This window comes from Corynebacterium sp. CCUG 61414 (genome assembly GCF_024453945.1).
GTDB lineage: Bacteria > Actinomycetota > Actinomycetes > Mycobacteriales > Mycobacteriaceae > Corynebacterium > Corynebacterium pseudogenitalium.
Genome location: NZ_JAGPYU010000002.1, coordinates 22,408 through 41,995, shown reverse-complemented (window position 1 = coordinate 41,995; position 19,588 = coordinate 22,408). Strand labels below are relative to the sequence as shown.

20 protein-coding genes and 1 tRNA gene are annotated in these 19,588 nt (G+C 60.9%); 5 read left to right on the top strand and 16 right to left on the bottom strand.

The features are described from left to right. Nucleotides 1–17: 17 nt before the first annotated feature. The 3 genes from metG to rsmI form a co-directional block, all read right to left on the bottom strand. Nucleotides 18–1,862 carry a methionine--tRNA ligase gene (metG, locus tag KBX14_RS02405; protein ID WP_070363552.1) on the bottom strand — a complete coding sequence of 615 codons (1,845 nt, stop codon included), beginning with the start codon at nucleotides 1,860–1,862 and terminating at the stop codon, nucleotides 18–20. 89 nt (nucleotides 1,863–1,951) lie between these two features. Beyond that, nucleotides 1,952–3,769: a BCCT family transporter gene (locus tag KBX14_RS02400; protein ID WP_256041777.1), complete on the bottom strand. Its 1,818-nt coding sequence runs from the start codon at nucleotides 3,767–3,769 to the stop codon at nucleotides 1,952–1,954. Between the two features lie 117 nt (nucleotides 3,770–3,886). Beyond that, nucleotides 3,887–4,762 (bottom strand): 16S rRNA (cytidine(1402)-2'-O)-methyltransferase, encoded by an 876-nt coding sequence (gene rsmI / locus KBX14_RS02395; protein WP_256041776.1) that lies wholly within the window; start codon nucleotides 4,760–4,762, stop codon nucleotides 3,887–3,889. A gap of 118 nt (nucleotides 4,763–4,880) precedes the next feature. Here rsmI and KBX14_RS02390 point away from each other — a divergent pair, with 118 nt between their 5' ends. Beyond that, nucleotides 4,881–6,437: a dolichyl-phosphate-mannose--protein mannosyltransferase gene (locus KBX14_RS02390; RefSeq protein ID WP_070479350.1), complete on the top strand. Its 1,557-nt coding sequence runs from the start codon at nucleotides 4,881–4,883 to the stop codon at nucleotides 6,435–6,437. 4 nt (nucleotides 6,438–6,441) lie between these two features. On the opposite strand, the gene KBX14_RS02385 is transcribed toward KBX14_RS02390, so the two are convergent. Both KBX14_RS02385 and KBX14_RS02380 read right to left on the bottom strand, forming a co-directional pair. Continuing rightward, complete coding sequence (locus KBX14_RS02385) at nucleotides 6,442–7,110, bottom strand: zf-HC2 domain-containing protein (RefSeq protein ID WP_070479267.1); 669 nt, start codon at nucleotides 7,108–7,110, stop codon at nucleotides 6,442–6,444. Further along, complete coding sequence (locus tag KBX14_RS02380) at nucleotides 7,103–7,510, bottom strand: DoxX family protein (RefSeq protein ID WP_070976133.1); 408 nt, start codon at nucleotides 7,508–7,510, stop codon at nucleotides 7,103–7,105. Before KBX14_RS02380 ends, KBX14_RS02385 begins: the two co-directional genes overlap by 8 nt. Before the next feature lie 53 nt (nucleotides 7,511–7,563). On the opposite strand from KBX14_RS02380, the gene KBX14_RS02375 reads away from it, so the two are divergent. Continuing rightward, entirely contained in the window at nucleotides 7,564–8,169 is a 606-nt protein-coding gene (locus KBX14_RS02375) for a DNA-3-methyladenine glycosylase I (RefSeq protein ID WP_070976131.1), read from the top strand. Here KBX14_RS02375 and KBX14_RS02370 read toward each other — a convergent pair. The 6 genes from KBX14_RS02370 to KBX14_RS02345 form a co-directional block, all read right to left on the bottom strand. Beyond that, nucleotides 8,166–8,774, bottom strand: coding sequence for a cation transporter (locus KBX14_RS02370; protein WP_256041775.1), 609 nt, complete (start codon nucleotides 8,772–8,774; stop codon nucleotides 8,166–8,168). The two genes, KBX14_RS02375 and KBX14_RS02370, sit on opposite strands and share 4 nt — an antisense overlap. Before the next feature lie 230 nt (nucleotides 8,775–9,004). Continuing rightward, nucleotides 9,005–9,077 (bottom strand) — tRNA-Ala (locus KBX14_RS02365). Between the two features lie 63 nt (nucleotides 9,078–9,140). Continuing rightward, nucleotides 9,141–10,310 carry a gephyrin-like molybdotransferase receptor GlpR gene (glpR, locus tag KBX14_RS02360; RefSeq protein WP_256041774.1) on the bottom strand — a complete coding sequence of 390 codons (1,170 nt, stop codon included), beginning with the start codon at nucleotides 10,308–10,310 and terminating at the stop codon, nucleotides 9,141–9,143. Between the two features lie 94 nt (nucleotides 10,311–10,404). After that, entirely contained in the window at nucleotides 10,405–11,070 is a 666-nt protein-coding gene (locus KBX14_RS02355) for a GNAT family protein (RefSeq protein WP_336621661.1), read from the bottom strand. A gap of 3 nt (nucleotides 11,071–11,073) precedes the next feature. Further along, nucleotides 11,074–12,375: a gephyrin-like molybdotransferase Glp gene (gene glp, locus KBX14_RS02350; RefSeq protein WP_256041773.1), complete on the bottom strand. Its 1,302-nt coding sequence runs from the start codon at nucleotides 12,373–12,375 to the stop codon at nucleotides 11,074–11,076. A 26-nt stretch (nucleotides 12,376–12,401) separates the two neighbouring features. Further along, nucleotides 12,402–13,373: a UTP--glucose-1-phosphate uridylyltransferase gene (locus tag KBX14_RS02345; protein WP_070362819.1), complete on the bottom strand. Its 972-nt coding sequence runs from the start codon at nucleotides 13,371–13,373 to the stop codon at nucleotides 12,402–12,404. A 64-nt stretch (nucleotides 13,374–13,437) separates the two neighbouring features. Between KBX14_RS02345 and KBX14_RS02340 the strand changes: the two genes are divergently transcribed. The 3 genes from KBX14_RS02340 to mscL are packed head-to-tail and all read left to right on the top strand — an operon-like array spanning nucleotide 13,438 to nucleotide 15,112. Continuing rightward, nucleotides 13,438–14,013, top strand: a complete 576-nt coding sequence (locus tag KBX14_RS02340; protein ID WP_070976122.1) for a 5-formyltetrahydrofolate cyclo-ligase — start codon at nucleotides 13,438–13,440, stop codon at nucleotides 14,011–14,013. Between the two features lie 35 nt (nucleotides 14,014–14,048). Beyond that, the gene (locus KBX14_RS02335) at nucleotides 14,049–14,654 is read left to right on the top strand and encodes an SAF domain-containing protein (RefSeq protein WP_070362821.1); all 606 of its coding nucleotides are present in this window, start codon (nucleotides 14,049–14,051) and stop codon (nucleotides 14,652–14,654) included. 53 nt (nucleotides 14,655–14,707) lie between these two features. Next, nucleotides 14,708–15,112 carry a large-conductance mechanosensitive channel protein MscL gene (gene mscL, locus KBX14_RS02330; RefSeq protein ID WP_070362822.1) on the top strand — a complete coding sequence of 135 codons (405 nt, stop codon included), beginning with the start codon at nucleotides 14,708–14,710 and terminating at the stop codon, nucleotides 15,110–15,112. Between the two features lie 5 nt (nucleotides 15,113–15,117). Here the strand turns inward: mscL and KBX14_RS02325 are convergent, their stop codons facing one another. From KBX14_RS02325 to KBX14_RS02305, 5 genes are all read right to left on the bottom strand, one after another. Continuing rightward, on the bottom strand, nucleotides 15,118–15,303 hold the full coding sequence (locus tag KBX14_RS02325; RefSeq protein ID WP_141742264.1) for a hypothetical protein: 186 nt from the start codon (nucleotides 15,301–15,303) through the stop codon (nucleotides 15,118–15,120). 48 nt (nucleotides 15,304–15,351) lie between these two features. Beyond that, on the bottom strand, nucleotides 15,352–15,921 hold the full coding sequence (locus tag KBX14_RS02320; protein WP_070976120.1) for a molybdenum cofactor biosynthesis protein B: 570 nt from the start codon (nucleotides 15,919–15,921) through the stop codon (nucleotides 15,352–15,354). Between the two features lie 64 nt (nucleotides 15,922–15,985). Beyond that, on the bottom strand, nucleotides 15,986–17,194 hold the full coding sequence (locus KBX14_RS02315) for a S1C family serine protease (protein WP_083329488.1): 1,209 nt from the start codon (nucleotides 17,192–17,194) through the stop codon (nucleotides 15,986–15,988). Between the two features lie 83 nt (nucleotides 17,195–17,277). Continuing rightward, entirely contained in the window at nucleotides 17,278–18,861 is a 1,584-nt protein-coding gene (locus tag KBX14_RS02310) for a HAMP domain-containing sensor histidine kinase (protein WP_071573787.1), read from the bottom strand. After that, nucleotides 18,858–19,556: a response regulator transcription factor gene (locus tag KBX14_RS02305; protein WP_070362825.1), complete on the bottom strand. Its 699-nt coding sequence runs from the start codon at nucleotides 19,554–19,556 to the stop codon at nucleotides 18,858–18,860. Before KBX14_RS02305 ends, KBX14_RS02310 begins: the two co-directional genes overlap by 4 nt. Nucleotides 19,557–19,588 lie beyond the last annotated feature (32 nt).

Here is a 19,588-nt window from a genome sequence, read left to right as displayed (position 1 = left end):
CTAGCGCTGCCGCAGCGTTACTGCACAGGCGCCCACTCCGGGCCGGTCTCCCCGAGCTCCGGATCGAGCTTCGCCACCAGTGGCTTCGGCTTCGACAGTGCCACGCCGGGCTCCATTGGCACGCGCTTCCATGTCGCCTGCTGCTCGGAGTAGTCGCCGGTGATGGTGAGGTAGGTCTGGCCGCGCTCCGGCAGGCCGACGCCGACGAGATCGTAGTCAGCGTCATCGCGAACCTCAACGATGGACGGCTCTGCCGCCCACACACCAGTCCGGCCGAGGGTCTCGTGTACCTTCTGCGCCGTGTGCGGCAGGAACGGGGTCAGCATCGCATTGCAGTCGCTGACCACCTGCAGTGCGGTCCACAGGACCGTCGCCAGACGAGTGCGCTGTTCCGGATCCTTCGCGAGCTTCCACGGCTCCTGGTCCGCGATGTACGCGTTGGTCTCCCCGACCACGTGCATGATCTTGGTGATCGCGCTCTTAAAGTGAGCCTCGGCCAAGTCCTTGCCTGCGGAAACAAACGTGGATTCCGCCAATTCAAGGATTTTCTCGTCCACTTCGGCGAGCTCTCCTGGTTCTGGAACCTCGCCGAAGTTCTTGTGCGCCATCGACACAGTGCGGTTGACCAGGTTGCCCCAGCCATTCGCCAGCTCGTTGTTCACGCGACGCACGAACTCGTCCCAGGTGAAGTCCGTGTCGTTGTTCTCCGGTCCGGCCACCGCAATGAAGTAGCGCAACGGGTCCGCACCGAACTCTTTCAGGAAGTCCTTGACATAGATGACTACGCCCTTCGAAGACGAGAACTTCGAACCGGACATGGTCAGGAACTCCGAGGACACAACCTCAGTCGGAAGATTCAGGGTGCCCAGCTCGTGTTCTTGCCCACCATGCGAGCCCTTGCCCGCGTAGCCGAGCAGCTCCGCTGGCCAGATCTGTGAGTGGAACGTGATGTTGTCCTTGCCCATGAAGTAGTAGCTCGCCGTTTCTGGGTCCTGCCAGAACGTCTTCCACGCATCCGGGTTGCCGCTTCGCTCCGCCCACTCAATCGAGGCAGACAAGTAGCCGACCACCGCGTCAAACCAAACATAGAGCTTCTTCGACGGGTTGTCCTGCCAGTCCTCGACCGGGATAGGGATGCCCCAGTCGATGTCACGCGTCATTGCGCGCGGACGCATGTCCTCCAAGAGGTTCAACGAGAACTTCAGCACGTTCGGGCGCCACTTCTCACGGGTGCTCAGCCACGTCTTCAACGCGTCGTGCAGCGCCGGGAGATCCAGCATGAAGTGCTCGGTCTCAACAAACTTCGGCGTCTCGCCGTTGATCTTGGAGACAGGGTTGATCAGGTCTGCTGGGTCGAGCTGGTTACCGCAGGTATCGCACTGGTCACCACGAGCGTCAGTCGCGCCGCAGATTGGGCAGGTGCCCTCAATGTAGCGGTCCGGCAGCGTACGGCCATTCGAAGGAGAGATCGCGCCCTGCGTCGTCTCCTTGATCATGTAACCGTTGGCGTACAGTCCCTTAAACAGCTGCTGCACCACGGCATAGTGGTTACGAGTCGACGTGCGAGTAAACAGGTCGTAGGACAGACCCAAACCGGCCAAGTCGTGCACGATCTGTTCGTTGTAGCGGTCTGCGAGCTCCTTGACGCTCACGCCTTCCTTGTCCGCCTGCACCAACAGCGGGGTCCCGTGTTCGTCGGTGCCGGAGACCATCAGGACGTTGTTGCCAGCCATACGCTGATAGCGCGCAAACACGTCAGAAGGTACCCCGAAACCAGCTACGTGGCCGATGTGGCGGGGGCCGTTCGCATATGGCCACGCAACGCACACAAGGATATTTTTTTGAGTCTTCGCAGAAGTCATGCCCTTAAGCATAAGTTATGGCCCCGACACAACCCATGTTTCGGGTCATATCGGGGCCATGAGCGGTATTCACCGCAGGATGTCAGAGCTTAGTTACGCGGACGCAACATGCGCTTGACCTGCTCCTTCTTCCTATCAAGCTCGAGCTGGTCGCGGTGCATACGGCGTTCAATAGCCAACTGGCGGTTGAAGCGATCCTGTTCCTTCTTGTCCAGGTAAATAGTGTCGTTGGACACGTCCTTCACAATCGCGAACATCAGCAAGATCAGGATGAGCAAGAACGGGGTTGCCGCAACAATCGTCACAGACTGCAGCGCGCCCAGTGCGTCAGAGCCGCCAGCGATCAGCAGCGTCAGGCCAACGAACGCGGTGCCAAGGCCCCAGACAGCTGCGATCCATGGGTTCGCATCCGATTTACCGTTCTGCGACATAGACGCCATCACGGTCGAAGCCGAGTCAGCCGAGGTGATGAAGAACGTACCCAGCAGGATCACCGCGAAAATACCAATGTAGAAGCCACCAGGCAGCTGGTGCAGCAGGTTGAAGAGCTGCTCTTCCGAGGTACCCTCGCCGTAAATGGAACGACCGTCCTGCTCGAACTTGATCGCGGTGCCGCCAAAGATGGCGAACCAGACGGTGGACAGGCCTGCTGGAATCAGCATGACGCCAAGGCAGAACTCGCGAATCGTGCGGCCACGGGAAATTCGTGCCAGGAAGGTGCCAACGAATGGTGACCAGGAGATCCACCATGCCCAGTAGAAGATGGTCCAACCGGACAGGAAGTCTCCTGCTTCACCGTTCTGGTTCTCAGCGGTACGGCCAGCCATCTCAAAAAACTGGGACAGGTATGCGCCGACGCCCGTCGGCAAGAAGTTCAGGGTGCTGACGGTTGGGCCGAAGACGAACACGAAAATAGCCAGCAACGCAGCAATCGCCATATTGAAGTTCGACAGCCACTGGATTCCCTTGCCGACGCCCGACATCGCGGACAGCAGGAATGCAAGAGTCAGGACGGACACGATGCCGACCGTCAGCTTCGTCGACGGCGAATCCACAAAGCCGGAAGCGTTCAGGCCCGAGCTAATCTGCATCGCGCCCAAGCCCAGCGAACATGCGGTACCGAAAATCGTTGCAAAAATTGCAAAACCATCAATGAGCTTGCCCCAGAAACCGTTCACGCCCTTTTCACCAATCAGCGGGATGAAGGCGCTAGAGAGCAGTTGCTTGCGGCCGAGGCGGAACGTCGAGTACGCGATCGCAAGGCCCAAGATCGCGTAAATCGCCCATGGGTGCAGGCTCCAGTGGAACATTGTCTGCGCGAGCGCAGTGCCCACTTCGTGTGGCTGGTGGCCAGGGACACCATCGCGGTACATCGCCAGCGGCTCAGACGCACCGTAGAACATCAGACCAATGCCCATGCCTGCCGCGAACATCATCGCAATCCATGACGACGTTCTAAACTCCGGTTGTTCGTCCGACTTGCCCAGGCGGATCGTACCGAAGTTCGAAAACGCGATTACCAAGACAAAGAACACAAAAATCGTGCCGAAGAGCACGAACGCCCAGCCAAGGTTGTTAATCACCCAGCTGAAGGACGTATCAGCAAAGCTCGAGAAACTATCTGTTGCTAACAGGCCCCAAGCGACGACGGCCGCCACCACGACGAGAAGCGGAACAACGATGCTCCAGTCAATCTTCGCGTTTTCGTCCTCCGCAGCAAGCTCAACCTGCTCCTCTGCGTCGACCGATTCTTTACGCTCCCCGCGCCGCTCTGCAACGATGAGCTCGGCAAGCTCGCTCGTCGCAGACGGTGCGGCAATTTCGGTTTCATCGGAATTTATCTGTTCAGTACTCCGAGTGTCTGCATCAGGATCATGCGGATCCTGGGTCAGGTCTCCCTGAGACATGAAAAATTCTCCTCAATTCCATAGAAAATAAGAAAGCTTTAGCAGGTTAACTGAATTCGGCTGCTATATCTAATCCAATTCGTCCACGTAGTGCCCATTTTCAGCCAAAAAGTCTGACTATTCCGCGCTGCGAGCTTCCTGAGCGAGGTCATATAATTCGCCCGATTTCACCCCGTGCTGCTTCGCGATAGTCTTCACTGCATCCTTCATCCGCATACCCCCGCTTACCAGCTCTAAGACGAGTTCCACAAGGTCTTCGGGCTCCGCTGTTGCGGCGTCACCGCCCTCGATGACAACGGTGACTTCTCCCCTCACTCCGTCCTTGGCCCACTCGGCGAGTTCACCAAGTGTCGCGCGCTTTACTTCTTCGTACGTTTTTGTCAGTTCGCGGCACACCGCTGCACGTCGATCGCGGCCGAGGACCGAAGCGGCGTCGGCAAGCGTCTGTGCCAGTCGGTGCGGTGATTCGAAGAAGCACACGGCGCGCGGTTGGTGCACAAGCTCCTTGAGCCAGGCTTCCCGCGCGCCTGCCTTGCGTGGAGCAAAGCCATCGAAGATGAAGTGCCCTACATGCAGGCCCGAGAGCGCAAGCGCCGTCGTGACAGCAGAGGGACCAGGCAGGCAAGTCACGGGGACGCCGGCATCGTGTGCCGCTGCAACGAGTGAAAGGCCGGGGTCGGACACAATCGGCATGCCGGCGTCCGTCACCACGAGCACAACGCCATTGCGAGCAGCCACGAGCAACTCGGCCCGCCGCTGCTCTTCGTTGTGGTCAAAATTCGAGATGATCTTCCCACGCGGTTCCACCCCCAAGGCTGCCGCTAGCGCGCGGGTGCGCCGCGTATCCTCCGCCGCAATCACGTCTGCGTTCGCGAGTGCGTGCTGAAGCCGCTGCGAGGCGTCATCAATATTGCCGAGCGGCGTAGCGGCCAGCACTACCCCACGTGTTGGAAACTGGTGTTGCAACGTCGCTTGAGTGTCTGCACTATCCATGCATTAGATACTAGGTGCAGCTACAGATAATGCGGCGAACACAGTAGTATCCATTCACGTGAATACCAATGCGCCCATCGATACCGTCCAGAGTGAAGCGTCGCCAACGCCCGCGTTGATGAAGCCTGGCAGGCCCCAGCCGGGAGCACCAGTCAGTGTGCCATGGCATCGCAGGGACACCGTGACGCTGACGGTACTGACGGTCCTCGCGCTGTTCACGCGCTTCCTCGGGCTGGTGCAGCCGACGTCTTCTGGCACCCCGGTCTTCGATGAGAAGCATTACGTGCCGCAGGGCTGGGACATGGTGCGCAGTTCCTTTAACCCAGTGCTGGGCGGTATCGAGTCCAACCCCGGCTATGGGCTGGTGGTGCACCCGCCGCTGGGCAAACAGCTCCTCGCGCTTGGTGAAACCGTCTTCGGCTACACCCCGATGGGTTGGCGCATCATGACAGCGCTCTTTGGTACCGCAGTCATCGTGTTCACGTTCCTGCTCGCCCGACGCGTGAGCCAGTCGACGTCGATCGCAGCCATCGCAGGCGTCATCGCGCTTTTCGACGGCGTGCTGCTGGTCGCAGCCAAATTCGGCATGCTGGACATCTTCCAGGTGCTGTTCATCGTCGCCGCCGCGTGGACGCTCGCAGGTGACATGCGCCAGGTACACCAGCGTTGGCACGACGCCTGGCTATCAGGTGCTGTGCAGTCCTCGGGTCCGTACGGGCCGCGCCTCGGGTTCCGCTGGTGGCGCTTCGCTACCGGTGTGTTGCTCGGACTCGCCCTGGGTGTGAAGTGGTCGGGGTTGTATTACATCGCGTTCTACGGCCTGATGTCTGCGTTTTGGGATCTGTGGCTGCGAAAGCGTTATGGCGTCGAGAAGCCACTGGCTGGCGCACTGGTGCGCGACGTGCCCTCTGCACTCGCCTCGATCGTGCTGTTGCCCGCACTCCTCTATATCTGGTCGTGGCGCGCATGGTTCGCCTCTGAGACTTCTGTGTACCGCCACTCCCTGGCGGACGGCACGATCGCAGGATCCGACTGGCCATGGCTGGCCAACCTGCCGGATGCCGCTGCTGGATGGCTGTACTACCACTTCTCCGTGCTTGAGTTCCACGGCTCCCTCACGAGCTCTAGCGGGCACTCGCACCCATGGGACTCCAAGCCGTGGGCGTGGCTCGTCGCAGCACGCCCGATCCTCTACTACTCCTCCACCGACATCGAGTGCGGCGACGGCAACACCTGCCGCGAAATGATTTCGCTGTTCGGCACCCCGGCGATCTGGTGGCTCACCATCCCCGTGTTGCTGTGGGCAGCGTGGGTCTGGATTACCCGACGCGACTTCCGCGTCATCGTGCCAGTCATCGGCTTCGCCGCAGGCTTCCTGCCGTGGCTTGCGGCGTTCGACCGCCAGATGTACTTCTTCTACGCCACCGCGCTCATTCCGTTTACCGCAGTGCTGCTCGCGCTGGCGCTCGGAAACATCGCGAAGAAGGGCACGCTACGGGAACCTAAGTGGCTGGTGAAGCTGACCGGCGCCCCGATTCGCACCGGCCAAATCATCGTGATTGTCTACCTCGCCGTTGTGGCGGCAAGCTTCGTCTACTGGGGTCCGATCCTGTACGGCCTTCGAGTCACCGACGGCTACTACGAGTCCCTCATGTGGTTCCCGAGCTGGAAATAGTTCGCTAGAGGCCGGTCGGGTCTGCGTTGAGCAAGTGCCACGCGCGGCGCATGGCCACGCCTTTGTCCGCGATCCACGTCCAGGCGAGCGCCAACAACGCGATTCCCGGAGCGATGACCGTCATCGGTGCCACTGCTCCGATACGCTGCACAGCATCAAGCACCGCAAACCCCAGGGTAAACGTGAACATCGTCCCCACGATCAACACGATGCCGGGGATCTGGGCAGGCTTCCAGGACGCGAGCCCCAACGACAGGCCCACGCCGAAGCGGACCGCAACCCCCATCAGCGTGGCTGCGGCGACCTCGGGAGTCTGCGCCAACGCCTCGCCCACACCGACGACCCCAACGATGGCCCACACAATCCAGCACACCGCGATCGCACACAGCGCGGCCCTGCCAATCATCACGTTGACTTGTCGGCGCTGCATCATCGCGTGCCACGGGTCGTTGACCCCGGCGAGGATCGCGTCAGCGAGGTCGCTCGGAGGAGCCACATTGCCGTCAACCTCTGCAAAGCGCACCGTCTGCGACAAGGAAAGCGCCTGCTCCCAAAACGCGGCGCACTCCTCGCACTGCGCCAGGTGGGCGTCCACGATGGCGTCGTCAAGCGATGGTTGCTCCCCGTCGAGCCGCGCGGACAGGCAGGCCTGAATCTCGTCATGGCTAATCACGTGTGAGCACCCCGTCCAAGCTTGCGCGCCCCGGCCCAAACACGATGACCACGAACAACGCCGCGGCGAGCACCATCGTGTACTCAATACCGCCATCGGCAATGAAGAAACCGTTGCTCAAATGCACGAAGTAGGTTGCCGCCACCGCCAATAATGCAAGTACCGACGCGACGATCGTAGTCAGCAGACCAATGACGAGGAACGCACCCCCAACCAGCTCAACGAATCCCGCCAGGTACGCCGACAGCGTCGGCTGAGGCACCCCAATCGCCGCAAAGTCCTCCGCAGTGCGCCGCATTCCCAGCTCAAACCAGCGCTGGTACCCACGCGCAACAAACACGATCCCGAGCACCGCGCGGATGACTAAGAGCGCAAAATCTCGAACTGCTGGCCTGTTCATGCACACTAGAGTACTCAAGGAACCGAACTAGACAGAAAAACGTCAAACTACGTATGGATAAAGAAACGAAGCAACAATTCCCAATCACCGGCGACGACGGACTCAGCCGCCCACCCTGGGCCGCACACGATCCGCTCCTACGCCACTACTACGACACCGAATGGGGCATGCCCATCCGCGACGAGGCCGGAATGTTCGAGCGCCTCTGCCTCGAGGGGTTCCAAGTCGGATTGTCGTGGAAGCTCATTCTGCAAAAGCGCGACGCCCTACGCGAAGCCTTCTACGGATTCGACCCCGACGCCCTCGCACGGATGGACTCAATCGAACATCTTCTTGACGACGCCTCCCTGATCCGCAACCGGCGCAAACTCCAGGCGGTGCTCACCAACGCGTCCGCCACCCGCGAGTTGCGGGAATCCGGCACGGATCTTGCAACCTTTATCTGGTCCTACCAGCCAGAAACCACACCTGCACCCCGCACAATGGAGGAGGTTCCAACGCAGTCTGAGGAGTCACGCCGCCTCGCGCGCGATCTGAAGAAGCGCGGCTTCACCTTCGTCGGCCCCGTCACGATGTACGCGCTCATGGAATCCACCGGCATCATCGACACGAACTTGGTCGGCACGCACCGGCGAGGAGCCTCCGGGGTGTGGAGCTAGTCCTCATCCATCTCTGCGAAGGCTTCCTCCACCGAGTCGTACTCCTCGCGGGACGCCTCCCAGACTTCCTTCGCAGCTGAGAAGTTCACCGCTGCGATGATGGCGCCAACGATGATGTCGAACCAGGCAGTGGACCACACGAACGTCAGCAACCCGGCCGCAATGATGAGCAGGTTCGCCAGTGCGTCGTTGCGCGCCGCCAGCCACGCCCCCGTCGCCAACGACGACCCCTGGTCCCGCAGCCTCAGCAGAATCACCGCGCACACGACATTCACCACGAGCGCACCAACCGCGACCCCCGTAAGGCCCTCCGGCGATGGCGGCTCCGGGTCCAGCACCTTCGCAACAACGGTCACCACCGCCGCGACCGCCGGAATCAGAATCAACGCCGCCAACACACTGCCCGCCGTACGACGCCGCGATGCCGGCCAAGCGACCGCGAAGAAAACCAGGAGGTTAATCGCTGTATCCTCCAGGAAGTCCGCCGAGTCCGCAAACAACGACGCCGACCCAATCGAGACAGCCGCCACAAACTCAACGAAGAAGTACGCCAAGTTCAGCAGCGCAACCACCAGTACTGCTCGGCGGATCCGTTCTGTAGCCACGAGGTTCTCCTTTTCTTCGGCTGTCTTGCGTGTAGCACTCCTGTAGCACTCTAGCGACGTTGGTTGCTCTGTTCTAAGCGTTCCTGAACGTTGGCTGGGCACCGCAATCCACTAGCCCAATCATGCGACCTGGGCTTTTGCCAGCCCGCTTGCCGAAAACCCGGAATTTGGAGCCAGCACAAACACAACAAAACCCCAGGCCACCAACGACCTGGGGTTTTACGGAACTGTGGAGCTAAGGGGAATCGAACCCCTGACCTTCGCATTGCGAACGCGACGCTCTACCAACTGAGCTATAGCCCCTCGCTGGAGAAAACGTTACTCCTCTTCTCCGCTGATGCTAAATCGTCCGGGTACCCAGGCGATTTAGCTCGCCCGTGGGGCGCGGTTGTCGTCCTCGCCGTATGGGTAGTGGGGGGAATCCGTGTGGTCCTCGAAGATTGCGGAGGATGCTTCGGGGAGGTCGGTGAAGTCGGGGTGGGCGTCGTCAAGGTCGAGGGCTACGGATTCTCCGTATCGACGCGGCCACTCCTGCCTGGGGTGCGTCGAATCTGCAGTGGCGACGCCGAGGCGCGCGCGGCGCAGCTGGCGCATGCGGCGGCGATGCAGCGCACGCTCCTGACGGACGACGCTGCGCAGCACAACCATGAACCAGGTGGTCAGGGCGACGGAGGCCGCAGGCAGGATCCATGTCCAGCCGCCTGCGACGAACGCGATCACAAACGTGACCACGCAGGCGATGATGAGGCCCAGGAAGGTGCGCTGACGGCGCATAAAGCGGTCTTCGCGTGCCCGGCGTGCACGGTCTGGGTCCCAGCCGCCACGGCCGCGGCGGGCCTCTGCAAACGCGAGATCTTCGTCGGTGACTGCGACCTCTTCATCTGGAGCGTCCTGCTCGTCCTCGGTTTCCTCGGCAGTGAGCTCTTCGGCGTCCATCTCTGCCGTCACGCCAGTGTCGTATCCGAAGTCAGCTGCGGAGTAGTACGAGTCGGGGATGCTTTCGGCTTCTGCTACCGAGGCCTCCGGATCCTCCGCAGTCTCGAGTGCTACCGCATCGGCGTCGTCTGAAGAATCGTCTGAAGCCTCATCCACTTCATCGGCGGACTCAGTCTCAGCCTCAGCGGACTCTGCTTCAACTGCCGCATCCTCGACTGGCTCCGCTTCGATGACCTCTCCCTCAATAACGTTTGAGTCGGTATCTTCTTCGGAGCCAGCGTCTTCCTGGTTCTTCGAGAAGAAGTTTCGGATGACCGCACTGTCATCGATGAGCACTTCGCTGGCAGCTGGCTCGTGTTCGACGGCTTCGACGAGTTCCACGTCCGCAGTGTCTTCGTCGTGCAGGTGCACGTCCGCAGCGGTCACGCGTGGGCGGCGACGAACCTCCATGGGTTCCGTACCACCGGTGTGCAGGACCCTCGTCTCGTCGTACCCTTCGCCGGAGCGGCGAATTGGTTTGTTGTTGCCAAATACGAGTGGTGCCAGCACGATGACCCACACGACGATCATCAAGATAATGATCAAGCTCGGGCTACCCATACAGCGAAGCCACCTTCCTAAAACTACCCTCGAAACTGACCTTTAACGGTAGCGAGCAATCCGCTCTTCCGGCCCGAGCCACGCCGGGGCCGCGTCATCGAATTCGGCCGGAACGCCGCAGCCTGTCTACGGCCGTGGTCGGGTAGTCATCTTCGGTCATTGCGACGAAGTAGTGGTCGCGCCAACGGCCGTCGATATGAATGTTTCCCCGCATGAATCCTTCTTCGCGGAAACCCACGGTCTGCAGGACGTGGCCGCTGGCCGGGTTGTCTGGAAGGTACGTCGCAGTCACGCGGTGCAGGCCCACCCGCGCAAAGGTGTGGTCAACGCCCAAGGCGCACGCGGCCGTGGCGACGCCGCGCCCTTGATACGGGCTGTGCACCCAGTAGCCGATCCAGCACTCGTCGACGGTTCCGCGCTGAATACCGCCGAGGGTCAGTTGGCCGGCAAAGTGGCCGTCGACCTCTATCACCATCGGTACGACGGTGCCATCTGCAGCCATTTCTTTGAGCATCGTCCACTGCCCCGCCCAAGCGCTCTTGGTGTGAGCAGCTTCCCATGTGGAATGGATCGTTGGTTCTACCGGCTGCAACCACTGCTGGTCGAGCAGGCGGGTACGGCACCATTCCCCGCCATCCTGCAAGCGCAGGGGCCGCAGCGTGACGGTTTCTCCACTCGGAAGTCTGACGAACGGGGTGCGTTCGGGCCAACCAGGTGTGGGTCCGTGCAGCCAAGTTTCAATCCTTCGCAGCAGGCCCAACGTCTATCCCCGCTGCTGGAGGAATTCGACGTCCACCACGTCGCCTGGGCGGATCTCCGCGGTGGACTCCGGCAGGCGAATCATGGCGTTGGCTTCCGCGAAGCCTGCGAAGAGGTGGGAGGTTTCGCCACCGGCACCGCCGAGGCCTTCGACTAAGTAGTCGCCGGTCTCCGTGTCTCGCATGAGGCGTGCACGGATGTAACCACGCCGCCCCGGCTGCGAGGTAATTGCCCGCATCGAGCGTGCGCGAACCACCGGGCGCTGCCAAGACTGCTTGCCCAGCGCTTGGCGGATTGCCGGTCGCACGATGGTTTCGGCGATCACGAGCGCGGCCGTCGGATTGGACGGCAGCAGGAAGACCGGCACATGTTCCTCACCCAGCGTGCCGAAACCCTGGACGGACCCGGGGTGCATGGCCACTCGAGTGGTGTCGATTTCCCCGAGGTCATGCAGCACTTCTTGGAGTGTCTGCGCGCCTGAACCACCAACCGCGCCGGTGATCACTATCATCTCGCTGCGCCCAATGTAGCCAGCCAGGATTTCCCGCATTTTCCGCGGTTCAGCGTTCATGATGCCGGCACGGTGTACATCTGCACCCGCTTCTTCGGCGGCAGCGGAAACGACGTAGGAGGCGACGTCGATAACTTGGCCCAAGCCTGGCTCTCGTTCGATGTCAACGAGTTCCATGCCGAAACTCAGCACGGTGACCCTCGGCCGGGGATACACCAGTACTTTTGTGCGCCCAGCAGCGGCTAGCAGCCCAATTTGTGCAGGTCCGAGGACCGTGCGGGGGCGCACTGCGATGTCGCCTGGCTGGATATCAGCCCCCGGCTTGCGTACGAACTCGCCACTTGCAACTGGGCGTTGCGGCGTAACCCGCTTGGTGCCCCGGTCGCTCCATTCCAGTGGCAACACGGCGTCGGCAAGTGTGGGAAGCGGGGCACCTGTTGCAACCCGCACCGCTTGGCGTGGCTGCAGGCGCAACGGCTTCTGGGAACCGGCGGGAACCTCCCCCACCACGGGTAGAGCACGATCGGCGTTGGTGCGTGGGCGCGAATCGCGCTCCGGCTCGCCGTCTTCTTCCGCCTGGCGCGGCTTCACCCGCAGGCCTGCGGATCCTCCGACGTCGACCGCGCGGACGGCGTAGCCGTCGATGGCTGCTTGCGAAAAGCCGGGCAGCGCGCGTGTCGCTACGACTTCCTCGGCGCACATCAGCCCCAGCGCGTCGTCGATCCCCACTCGGATCGGCTCGGGGGTCCGGATTGCGTCGCCAATTATGGCAAGCTGCTCATCAACACCGCGCATCAGCCACGCCTCTTTCTACGCCTTCGTTAGCGTTGTTCATCACCCGTGAGTTCGGGGTGTTCGGCCTCAAAGTCGTTCATGATCTGCTTGAGTGCCGTGTACAGTGCAGGTCCGTACTTCGGGTCGTGCAAACCAAAGTCCACATTAGCGGGAATGTAGCCGCCCGGGTTGCCCAAATCGTGGCGCTTGCCGTGGTGCACCACGATGTGCACTGGATGACCTTCCTGGATCATCAGCTCGATCGCATCGGTCAGTTGCAGCTCCCCGCCCTTGCCCGGCGTGATGCGACGCAGCGCATCAAAAATTGCCCGGTCAAGCAGGTAGCGTCCGGTGGCCACGAGCGTCGACGGCGCGTCTTCCACGGCTGGCTTTTCCACCATGCCCTTCACGCGCTTGACCTCGACGCCCTCAATAGTCTCGTCGACGTCTTCGACATCAAACACGCCGTAGTTAAAGACTTCCTCCGGCGTCACGTTGAACGCACACAGCACGGAGCCGCCGAGCTTCTCGCGGGTGCGCACCATTTTCTCCATCACGCCGGTGGGAAGCACAAGGTCATCTGGCAGCATGACGGCGACAACGTCCTCGTTTTCGTCGAGGGCAGATTCCGCGCAGCTCACCGCGTGGCCAAGGCCCAACGGCTTCTCCTGCGTCACGGCGACTGCATTAATAAGGTCCGCGGCGCGGGCGACCTTCTTCACTTGGTCGTCTTTCCCGCGCGCCGCGAGGGTCTCGCGCAGCAGTTCGAACTCGCCGAAGTGGCGCATGATTTCTTCTTTTGCCGGAGCTGTCACGATCACCAATCGGCGAGCGCCGAGCTCTGCCGCTTCCTCGGCAATCAGCTCGATACCGGGTGTATCCACCACGGGCAGGAGTTCCTTAGGAACAGTCTTCGTAGCTGGCAAAAACCGTGTACCCATGCCAGCTGCCGGCACCACGACGGTCTTCACGCCACGCGACGCAGGCTGCTGGGAGGTTTCTTCATTAGACTTCCGCATAAAGATCTACTTTACCTCTGTATGGCCCGACTATCGTTTCCGACTCGTGAGGAGGCTCCCCCACTTGCACACCAAGCAAACTATCCGCGAAGCACACACTACTTTTCGACGCCACCTCGCCAGCAAACCCGACGAAAAGCGTCAACGCGACGCCAGCATCCTCCAGCACACGCTCAAGGCTCTCGATCACTTCGGCGCCGTGGGCAGTGAAATCAGCGCCTACCACCCGTTGCGCACGGAACCCGCTGCAGCTGACTACCCGCTGCAGCTCGCCCAACACGCAAGAACGGTGTGGCTGCCAATTTCGCTTCCTGGCGGTGTGTTGCAATGGGCCGCGTGCACCGAAGAACAGCAGCCGGGCGCGCTTGGCATCGCGGAGCCAGTCGGTTCCCGGTTCTCAAGCGAGGTGCTCAAAGGTTGCGCTGCGCTGGTGATCCCGGCGCTCGCTGTGGACCGCCGCGGGCAACGTTTGGGTAAGGGCGCCGGCTATTACGACCGGGCGCTTGAGCAGGTCCGCGACCACCGCATCCCTATTGTTGCGGTGGTGTTTGACGAAGAGGTCGTCGACACGCTGCCAGCGCAACCTCACGATGTGCCCGTCGATGCAATCGTGACAGACCGCGGATTTTTCCCACTCTAAGGAACCTTCCGGGCCACACCCGCGTCTAAAGACGCATGAAGCCCGCCTCATTCCTTCGCGACCTCCGCATGCCCGGTTACCACCGCACCGTCACAGTGCGCCGCACGATCGCAGTAGTGTTGCTGCTGGTAGCAGGCGCAAGCATACTTTTCGACGCCCGCTCCGCCGACCCACCCGCTGTTGTCTTCGCCCGCGACGTTGAGGCCGGCACAGTGCTCACCACGGCGGACGTGGAGCTTCGCAGGCTGCCGCCCTCTGTTGTTCCCGCGAACGCCTTGGGCAGTACAGACCTCGCCGTCGGACAGGTCCTCGCGGCTGGTGCATCCGCGAACGAAGTAGTTACCAACACCCGTCTTGTCGGACCGGACCTTAAAGCTTCGCTGATCGAAAGCGATGACGACCCGCACGACTTCACCATGGTTCCGGTCACGCTCGCGGAACCGGAACTCATCCCGATGCTGCATCACGGCGCCGGCGTAGACGTGGTCGCGCCAGGCCCGCGAGTTATTGCGCGTGGCGGAAGGGTGGTCACGACGAACGAGGAGGGGTCAATCCTGGTACTGCTGCGCAGTGTCGATGCAGCCAACGTTGCGGCCGCATCACTGACGGACCCGTTAACAGTTGTATTGACCACACGATAGTTTGTTGCCTATAGTTTTTAGGTCCAAATCCAAACCTTACAAAGGAGACCCTAATGCTTGAGGGCTTTAAGAACTTTATTCTGCGCGGCAACGTTATTGACCTCGCAGTCGGTGTTGTTATTGGTGCTGCGTTCACCGCAGTTGTTACCGCTTTCTCCGACAACATCATCAACCCGCTGATCGCTTCCGTCGGTGGCGCTGATTACTCCGGCCTTGGCTTCCACATCATTTCCGGCAACGACGCAACTTTCCTCGACTTCGGCGCGCTGATCACTGCAGCGATTAACTTCCTGCTGATCGCGGCAGTCGTCTACTTCGTGATCGTCGCTCCGATGAACAAGCTCGACGAGATGCAGAAGCATAAGCGCGGCATCCAGCCAGACGCCCCGGCTCCGACCGAGACCGAGCTGCTCACCGAAATCCGCGACCTGCTCTCCGAGAAGCCCGCGCAGCAGTAGTACTGCTATTCTCCGTAATGGGGTGGTCGCTCGTACTCATAAAAGGCTTTGCCTGTGAGTTCTGGCTCGCCGTCGCCGTCGATATCGACGCTGCGCCCGGCATCATAGCCCGTCCGCCCAGAAGCCGCGTCACCAAATAGTTGCGTGCGTTCAGGACTACGGTCGTACTCTGCTTCCGACCGTCGCTCCACGCGCCTCCGCTGGTGGCGCGGCTTTTTCATGCTCGCCATCGTTCCTGATTACGACTGTACGGAGTAGGTATTCAGCTCGCCGATCAGGTGCTGGACTAGTGGTGCGATCGTCGATACGCCGTCGCGTATCGCTTGGCGGCTTGCAGCAAGGTTGACCACCACGGTCGAACCAGAGACGCCACACACACCGCGCGACGTGCAGGCATCCACCGCTCCACACGCCTGGCCCGACGAACGAACCGCCTGCGCTACGCCCGGCACGTTCTTGTCGATCACAGCCTTCGTCGCCTCTGGAGCCGTATCACGTGGCCCGACGCCAGTGCCACCGACGGTCAGCACCAGGTCAACCCCACCAACGACACCGGTTTCGATCGCTTTGCGGATCTCCGCCTCGCTCGAATTGACGTGCACCACCGCGTCAACGGTAAACCCGAACTCGCTGAGCAACTCGACGAGCATGTCACCCGTGGTATCCCCTTCTGAGCTGTATCGGCGGTCTCCCACCAGCACCGCGATGGCCGCAGGAGGCGTCGGAGTCTGCTCGGCGAGCTCTGCGGCCTTCAGCGATGCTTCGTCGGGCTCCCCAACCGTGTCAAGCAATACTTCTGTCGTTGGCATGCCAGGTCTCCTGTCGTGTCGTTGCGAAATCGCACAGTTTCATTTTCATTGTTTGCTTCAAAACTTACCCGTTGCTCAGGGTTACATCTACGGAATGAGGAGCTTCTTCTCCCTCCCCCAAGACTTCAAGCTGAACGACCTGCCCGAAGTCCTTCGACCGCGTCGCCGCAATCAACGCATCCGCTGAATCAATCAGCCGACCGTCCAGTTTGGTAATCACATCACCTTCTCGGATACCGGCCTTTTCTGCTGGACTACCAGGCTCAACTCCGGCGACCACGGCGCCGTCGATACGAGTGCCGCGAATCGAAACGCGGACGCCCAACATCGGCTGCGACGCCTTGCCGGTTTCAATGAGCTGCTGCGCGACACGCTTGGCAAAATTCGACGGAATCGCGAACCCGAGACCAATCGAGCCCGACGACTGCTCGCCACCAAAGCCGCCCGCCGAGAGCGAAGCAATAGCCGAGTTCATCCCGATCAGGTGCCCCTGCATATCCACGAGCGGGCCACCCGAGTTACCGGGGTTAATCGCAGCGTCTGTCTGCAGCCCGTCCATCAACGAGCTCTCCCCACCGCCCTGGGCCGCACGCACCGGGCGGTTCTTCGCCGAGATGATGCCACTGGTTACAGTCGCCGAGAGCCCAAGTGGAGAACCAACTGCGACAACCTGCTGGCCAACCTTCAGCTCGTCCGAGTTGCCGAAGTCAAGCACAGGGAGATTTTCGACGCCATCAACCTTCAGCACGCCAATATCAGTGTTGACGTCCGACGCTACAAACGTAGCCGAGTGCTTCGAGCCGTCGTTGAACACCACCTGAATCTCGGACCGTTCGGTCGCCGCAGCGCCGATCACGTGGTGGTTCGTCAAAATGTAGCCGTCGGAGGAAATAATCGACCCCGACCCTTCCGCGATACCATTCGGCGTCGCCACAGTGATGGATACAACCGAAGGCAGCACTGCGGCCGCAACCTGCTCAACGGAGCCATCAGGCGCAGTCTCTGGCGATGCGAGGCTCGGGTTCTCAAGTGCGTTGTAGTGCTGCTGTTCGCCGTTATCGTTCGCAGCGACGACTGCGTACCCGGCGCCGGCGCCGGCCAACAGCGAAAGCACTACGGAGCACGCCACTGTAGCCGCCCCCAGCCCACGCCGCTGCTTTTGCTGCGGTGCAGACTGCACGAATGCGGTTTCCGGGAAGGCCTCCTGTGGATAGGAGGTCTCGTACGGGTTTTGTTGTGGCGTATTTGATTGTGGTGAATACGGGTTCGTCATGTGCAGTAGTATGCACGACGCCACTGTGGTAGCACTAAAAAGTAAACTCGTTCTCTCGCAATGTTTCCTGAATGTTCACTGTGTTAGCTGAGCTGGGATTTGTTCGGCAATCGCGGAATTTCGATGCCTTCTTCTTCCAGATAAAAATCCTCATCAGCATCCGGAGCCTTCCCCGGGAAGACCACACGGAAGCGCGCCCCGTGGTCATCCGACTCCTCCACGAAGATCCGGGCACCATGCCGGTCCATCACCTGCTTGACGATTGCAAGCCCCAAGCCCGAACCAGGCATCGAACGCGACTCCGCCGAACGGTAGAAGCGTTCAAAAACCCGCTCACGCTCCTCCGGAGCAATGCCCGGGCCGGAATCGTCGACAACCAACACTGCGTACTTCTTCGCTGCCTTCAACGAAATCCTTACCGTTCCGCCTTCTGGCGACCACTTGGCCGCGTTGTCGATCAGGTTTAGCGGAGCGCGGCCCATCGCGAACCGATCACCCATAATCAGCCACGGGTCAGCGTTGAACTGGAACGTAACGTCAGGCCGACGACGCTCAACACGCCGCACAGCCTCCTCCAGGATCACATCCAGGCGGATCTCCTCAAACTCAACGTTCGAGGAATCCTCCCGCGCGAGATCCACCAGGTCTCCGATCAGCGTCGACATTTCTGTCATCTGCGCCAGCACATCCCGCTCAAGATCGGCGCGGTCCTCCGCACTAATCTGATCCTGCCGATCAGCGGAGTACATCATCATGAGCAGCTCAATATTGGTACGCATGGAGGTCAGCGGCGTTTTCAGCTCGTGGCCGGCGTCGGCAACAAGCTGTGCCTGCCTGGTGCGCGAATCCTGCAGCGAAGCCATCATGTCATTAAACGCGTTCGTAATACGCGCCATCTCATCATGGCCCTGCACCGGAAGCGGCTTCAGCTCCTTCGTCCTGGTCACTTCCTTCAGCGCAAGGTGCAATTTACGCAGCGGGCGCATACCGGAACTCGAAACCAGGAACGCCACCAGCGTCGACACTATCCAGCCCAAGCTGAGCAGCACCAACAGCGCCGCGGCAATACTGCGCTGCAGCTGACGCGTCGGGTCGACCGCCTTCGACAGGGCCACGACTGTTCCATCATCCAGCCTTGTAACCAGCACACGGTTACCGTGCAGGGTGCGTGCGGAGACGTCCGCTCCGTAGTTCATTCGAGCAAAGTCCCCACCCACGGGAATTTCATCTCCCACGAACCGGTTCGACTCCGCGCGTGAAGCCGTGGCGAGGATGTGAGGGTTGCGGCGTCGAAAAGTCTCGACCTCAGCCGCCAGCTCCTCATCGCTGGACATTTCCTGCGAGTCGTACGCGAGCATCGCGCCCTGCGTGCGCAGATCGTTGTCCATCATGCCGATAATCGACGTCGACGACGCCCAGTAGCTCACCGATGCCGTGACCAAAATCGTAAGGGCCACGAGCACGCCTGTCAGCACCGCAAGCTGCTGGCGAAGCGTCATCTCCGACCCGAGGTACGCACCACGAATATAGGTATCGAACAGGATCGTCGGCAGGTTCGGACGCGGGGGTTCCTGATCCTGCTCGGCTGCCGACACTTGGCGATCCACCCCCTCAAGGGACATGCCCGTAGTGCGCTCAAAGTGATCCGCCGACTGGCGCAAAATCACAGTGCAGTCTCCCGAAGCACGTAGCCAACCCCACGGACCGTATGGATCAGGCGAGGCTCCCCGCCCGCCTCAGTTTTCTTACGGAGGTACCCGATGTAGACCTCCAAGGCGTTGCCGGACGTCGGGAAGTCGTATCCCCACACCTCTTCAAGAATCTGCTGGCGCGACAGCACCTTGCGCGGGTTCTCAATCAAAACGAGAAGGAGCGCGAACTCGGTACGGGTCAAGGAAATAGCGCGGTCGCCGCGGAAGACGTCGCGGGTATCGGTCTCTACAGACAAGTCCTCAAACTCGTACTTTGTTTTCGGAGCAGACTGCGACTGGATGGCGTCTGCCTGAGCGCGGCGCAGCAGCGAGCGTACGCGTGCCAACAGCTCCTCAAGCGCGAAAGGCTTCGGCAGATAGTCATCAGCGCCGGCATCCAAGCCCGCTACACGGTCCGCGACTCCATCTCGCGCTGTCAGCATCAACACAGGACGGTCGTATCCCGAGGAGCGCAATGTGCGGCACACGTCGAGCCCATCGATCTTCGGCATCATCACGTCCAGAATCGTCAGATCGGGCTGTTCGTCACGGATGACATCGAGCGCCTCCTCGCCGTCGGAAGCAAGCAGTACATCATACCCGTTGAAGCGAAGGGAACGCCGCAGGGATTCACGAACGGCTTGCTCATCATCGGCAACAAGAATCTTCATACGCCCATTATTGCCTATCTGAGAGACTTTTA

Bases quoted from the DNA above. Each gene is read 5' to 3' on its own strand.
- metG (WP_070363552.1), bottom strand. From the start codon at position 1,862: ATGACTTCTGCGAAGACTCAAAAAAATATCCTTGTGTGCGTTGCGTGG.
- KBX14_RS02400 (WP_256041777.1), bottom strand. From the start codon at position 3,769: ATGTCTCAGGGAGACCTGACCCAGGATCCGCATGATCCTGATGCAGAC.
- rsmI (WP_256041776.1), bottom strand. From the start codon at position 4,762: ATGGATAGTGCAGACACTCAAGCGACGTTGCAACACCAGTTTCCAACA.
- KBX14_RS02390 (WP_070479350.1), top strand. From the start codon at position 4,881: ATGAAGCCTGGCAGGCCCCAGCCGGGAGCACCAGTCAGTGTGCCATGG.
- KBX14_RS02380 (WP_070976133.1), bottom strand. From the start codon at position 7,510: ATGAACAGGCCAGCAGTTCGAGATTTTGCGCTCTTAGTCATCCGCGCG.
- KBX14_RS02375 (WP_070976131.1), top strand. From the start codon at position 7,564: ATGGATAAAGAAACGAAGCAACAATTCCCAATCACCGGCGACGACGGA.
- glpR (WP_256041774.1), bottom strand. From the start codon at position 10,310: ATGGGTAGCCCGAGCTTGATCATTATCTTGATGATCGTCGTGTGGGTC.
- glp (WP_256041773.1), bottom strand. From the start codon at position 12,375: ATGCGCGGTGTTGATGAGCAGCTTGCCATAATTGGCGACGCAATCCGG.
- KBX14_RS02345 (WP_070362819.1), bottom strand. From the start codon at position 13,373: ATGCGGAAGTCTAATGAAGAAACCTCCCAGCAGCCTGCGTCGCGTGGC.
- KBX14_RS02335 (WP_070362821.1), top strand. From the start codon at position 14,049: ATGAAGCCCGCCTCATTCCTTCGCGACCTCCGCATGCCCGGTTACCAC.
- mscL (WP_070362822.1), top strand. From the start codon at position 14,708: ATGCTTGAGGGCTTTAAGAACTTTATTCTGCGCGGCAACGTTATTGAC.
- KBX14_RS02320 (WP_070976120.1), bottom strand. From the start codon at position 15,921: ATGCCAACGACAGAAGTATTGCTTGACACGGTTGGGGAGCCCGACGAA.
- KBX14_RS02315 (WP_083329488.1), bottom strand. From the start codon at position 17,194: ATGACGAACCCGTATTCACCACAATCAAATACGCCACAACAAAACCCG.
- KBX14_RS02305 (WP_070362825.1), bottom strand. From the start codon at position 19,556: ATGAAGATTCTTGTTGCCGATGATGAGCAAGCCGTTCGTGAATCCCTG.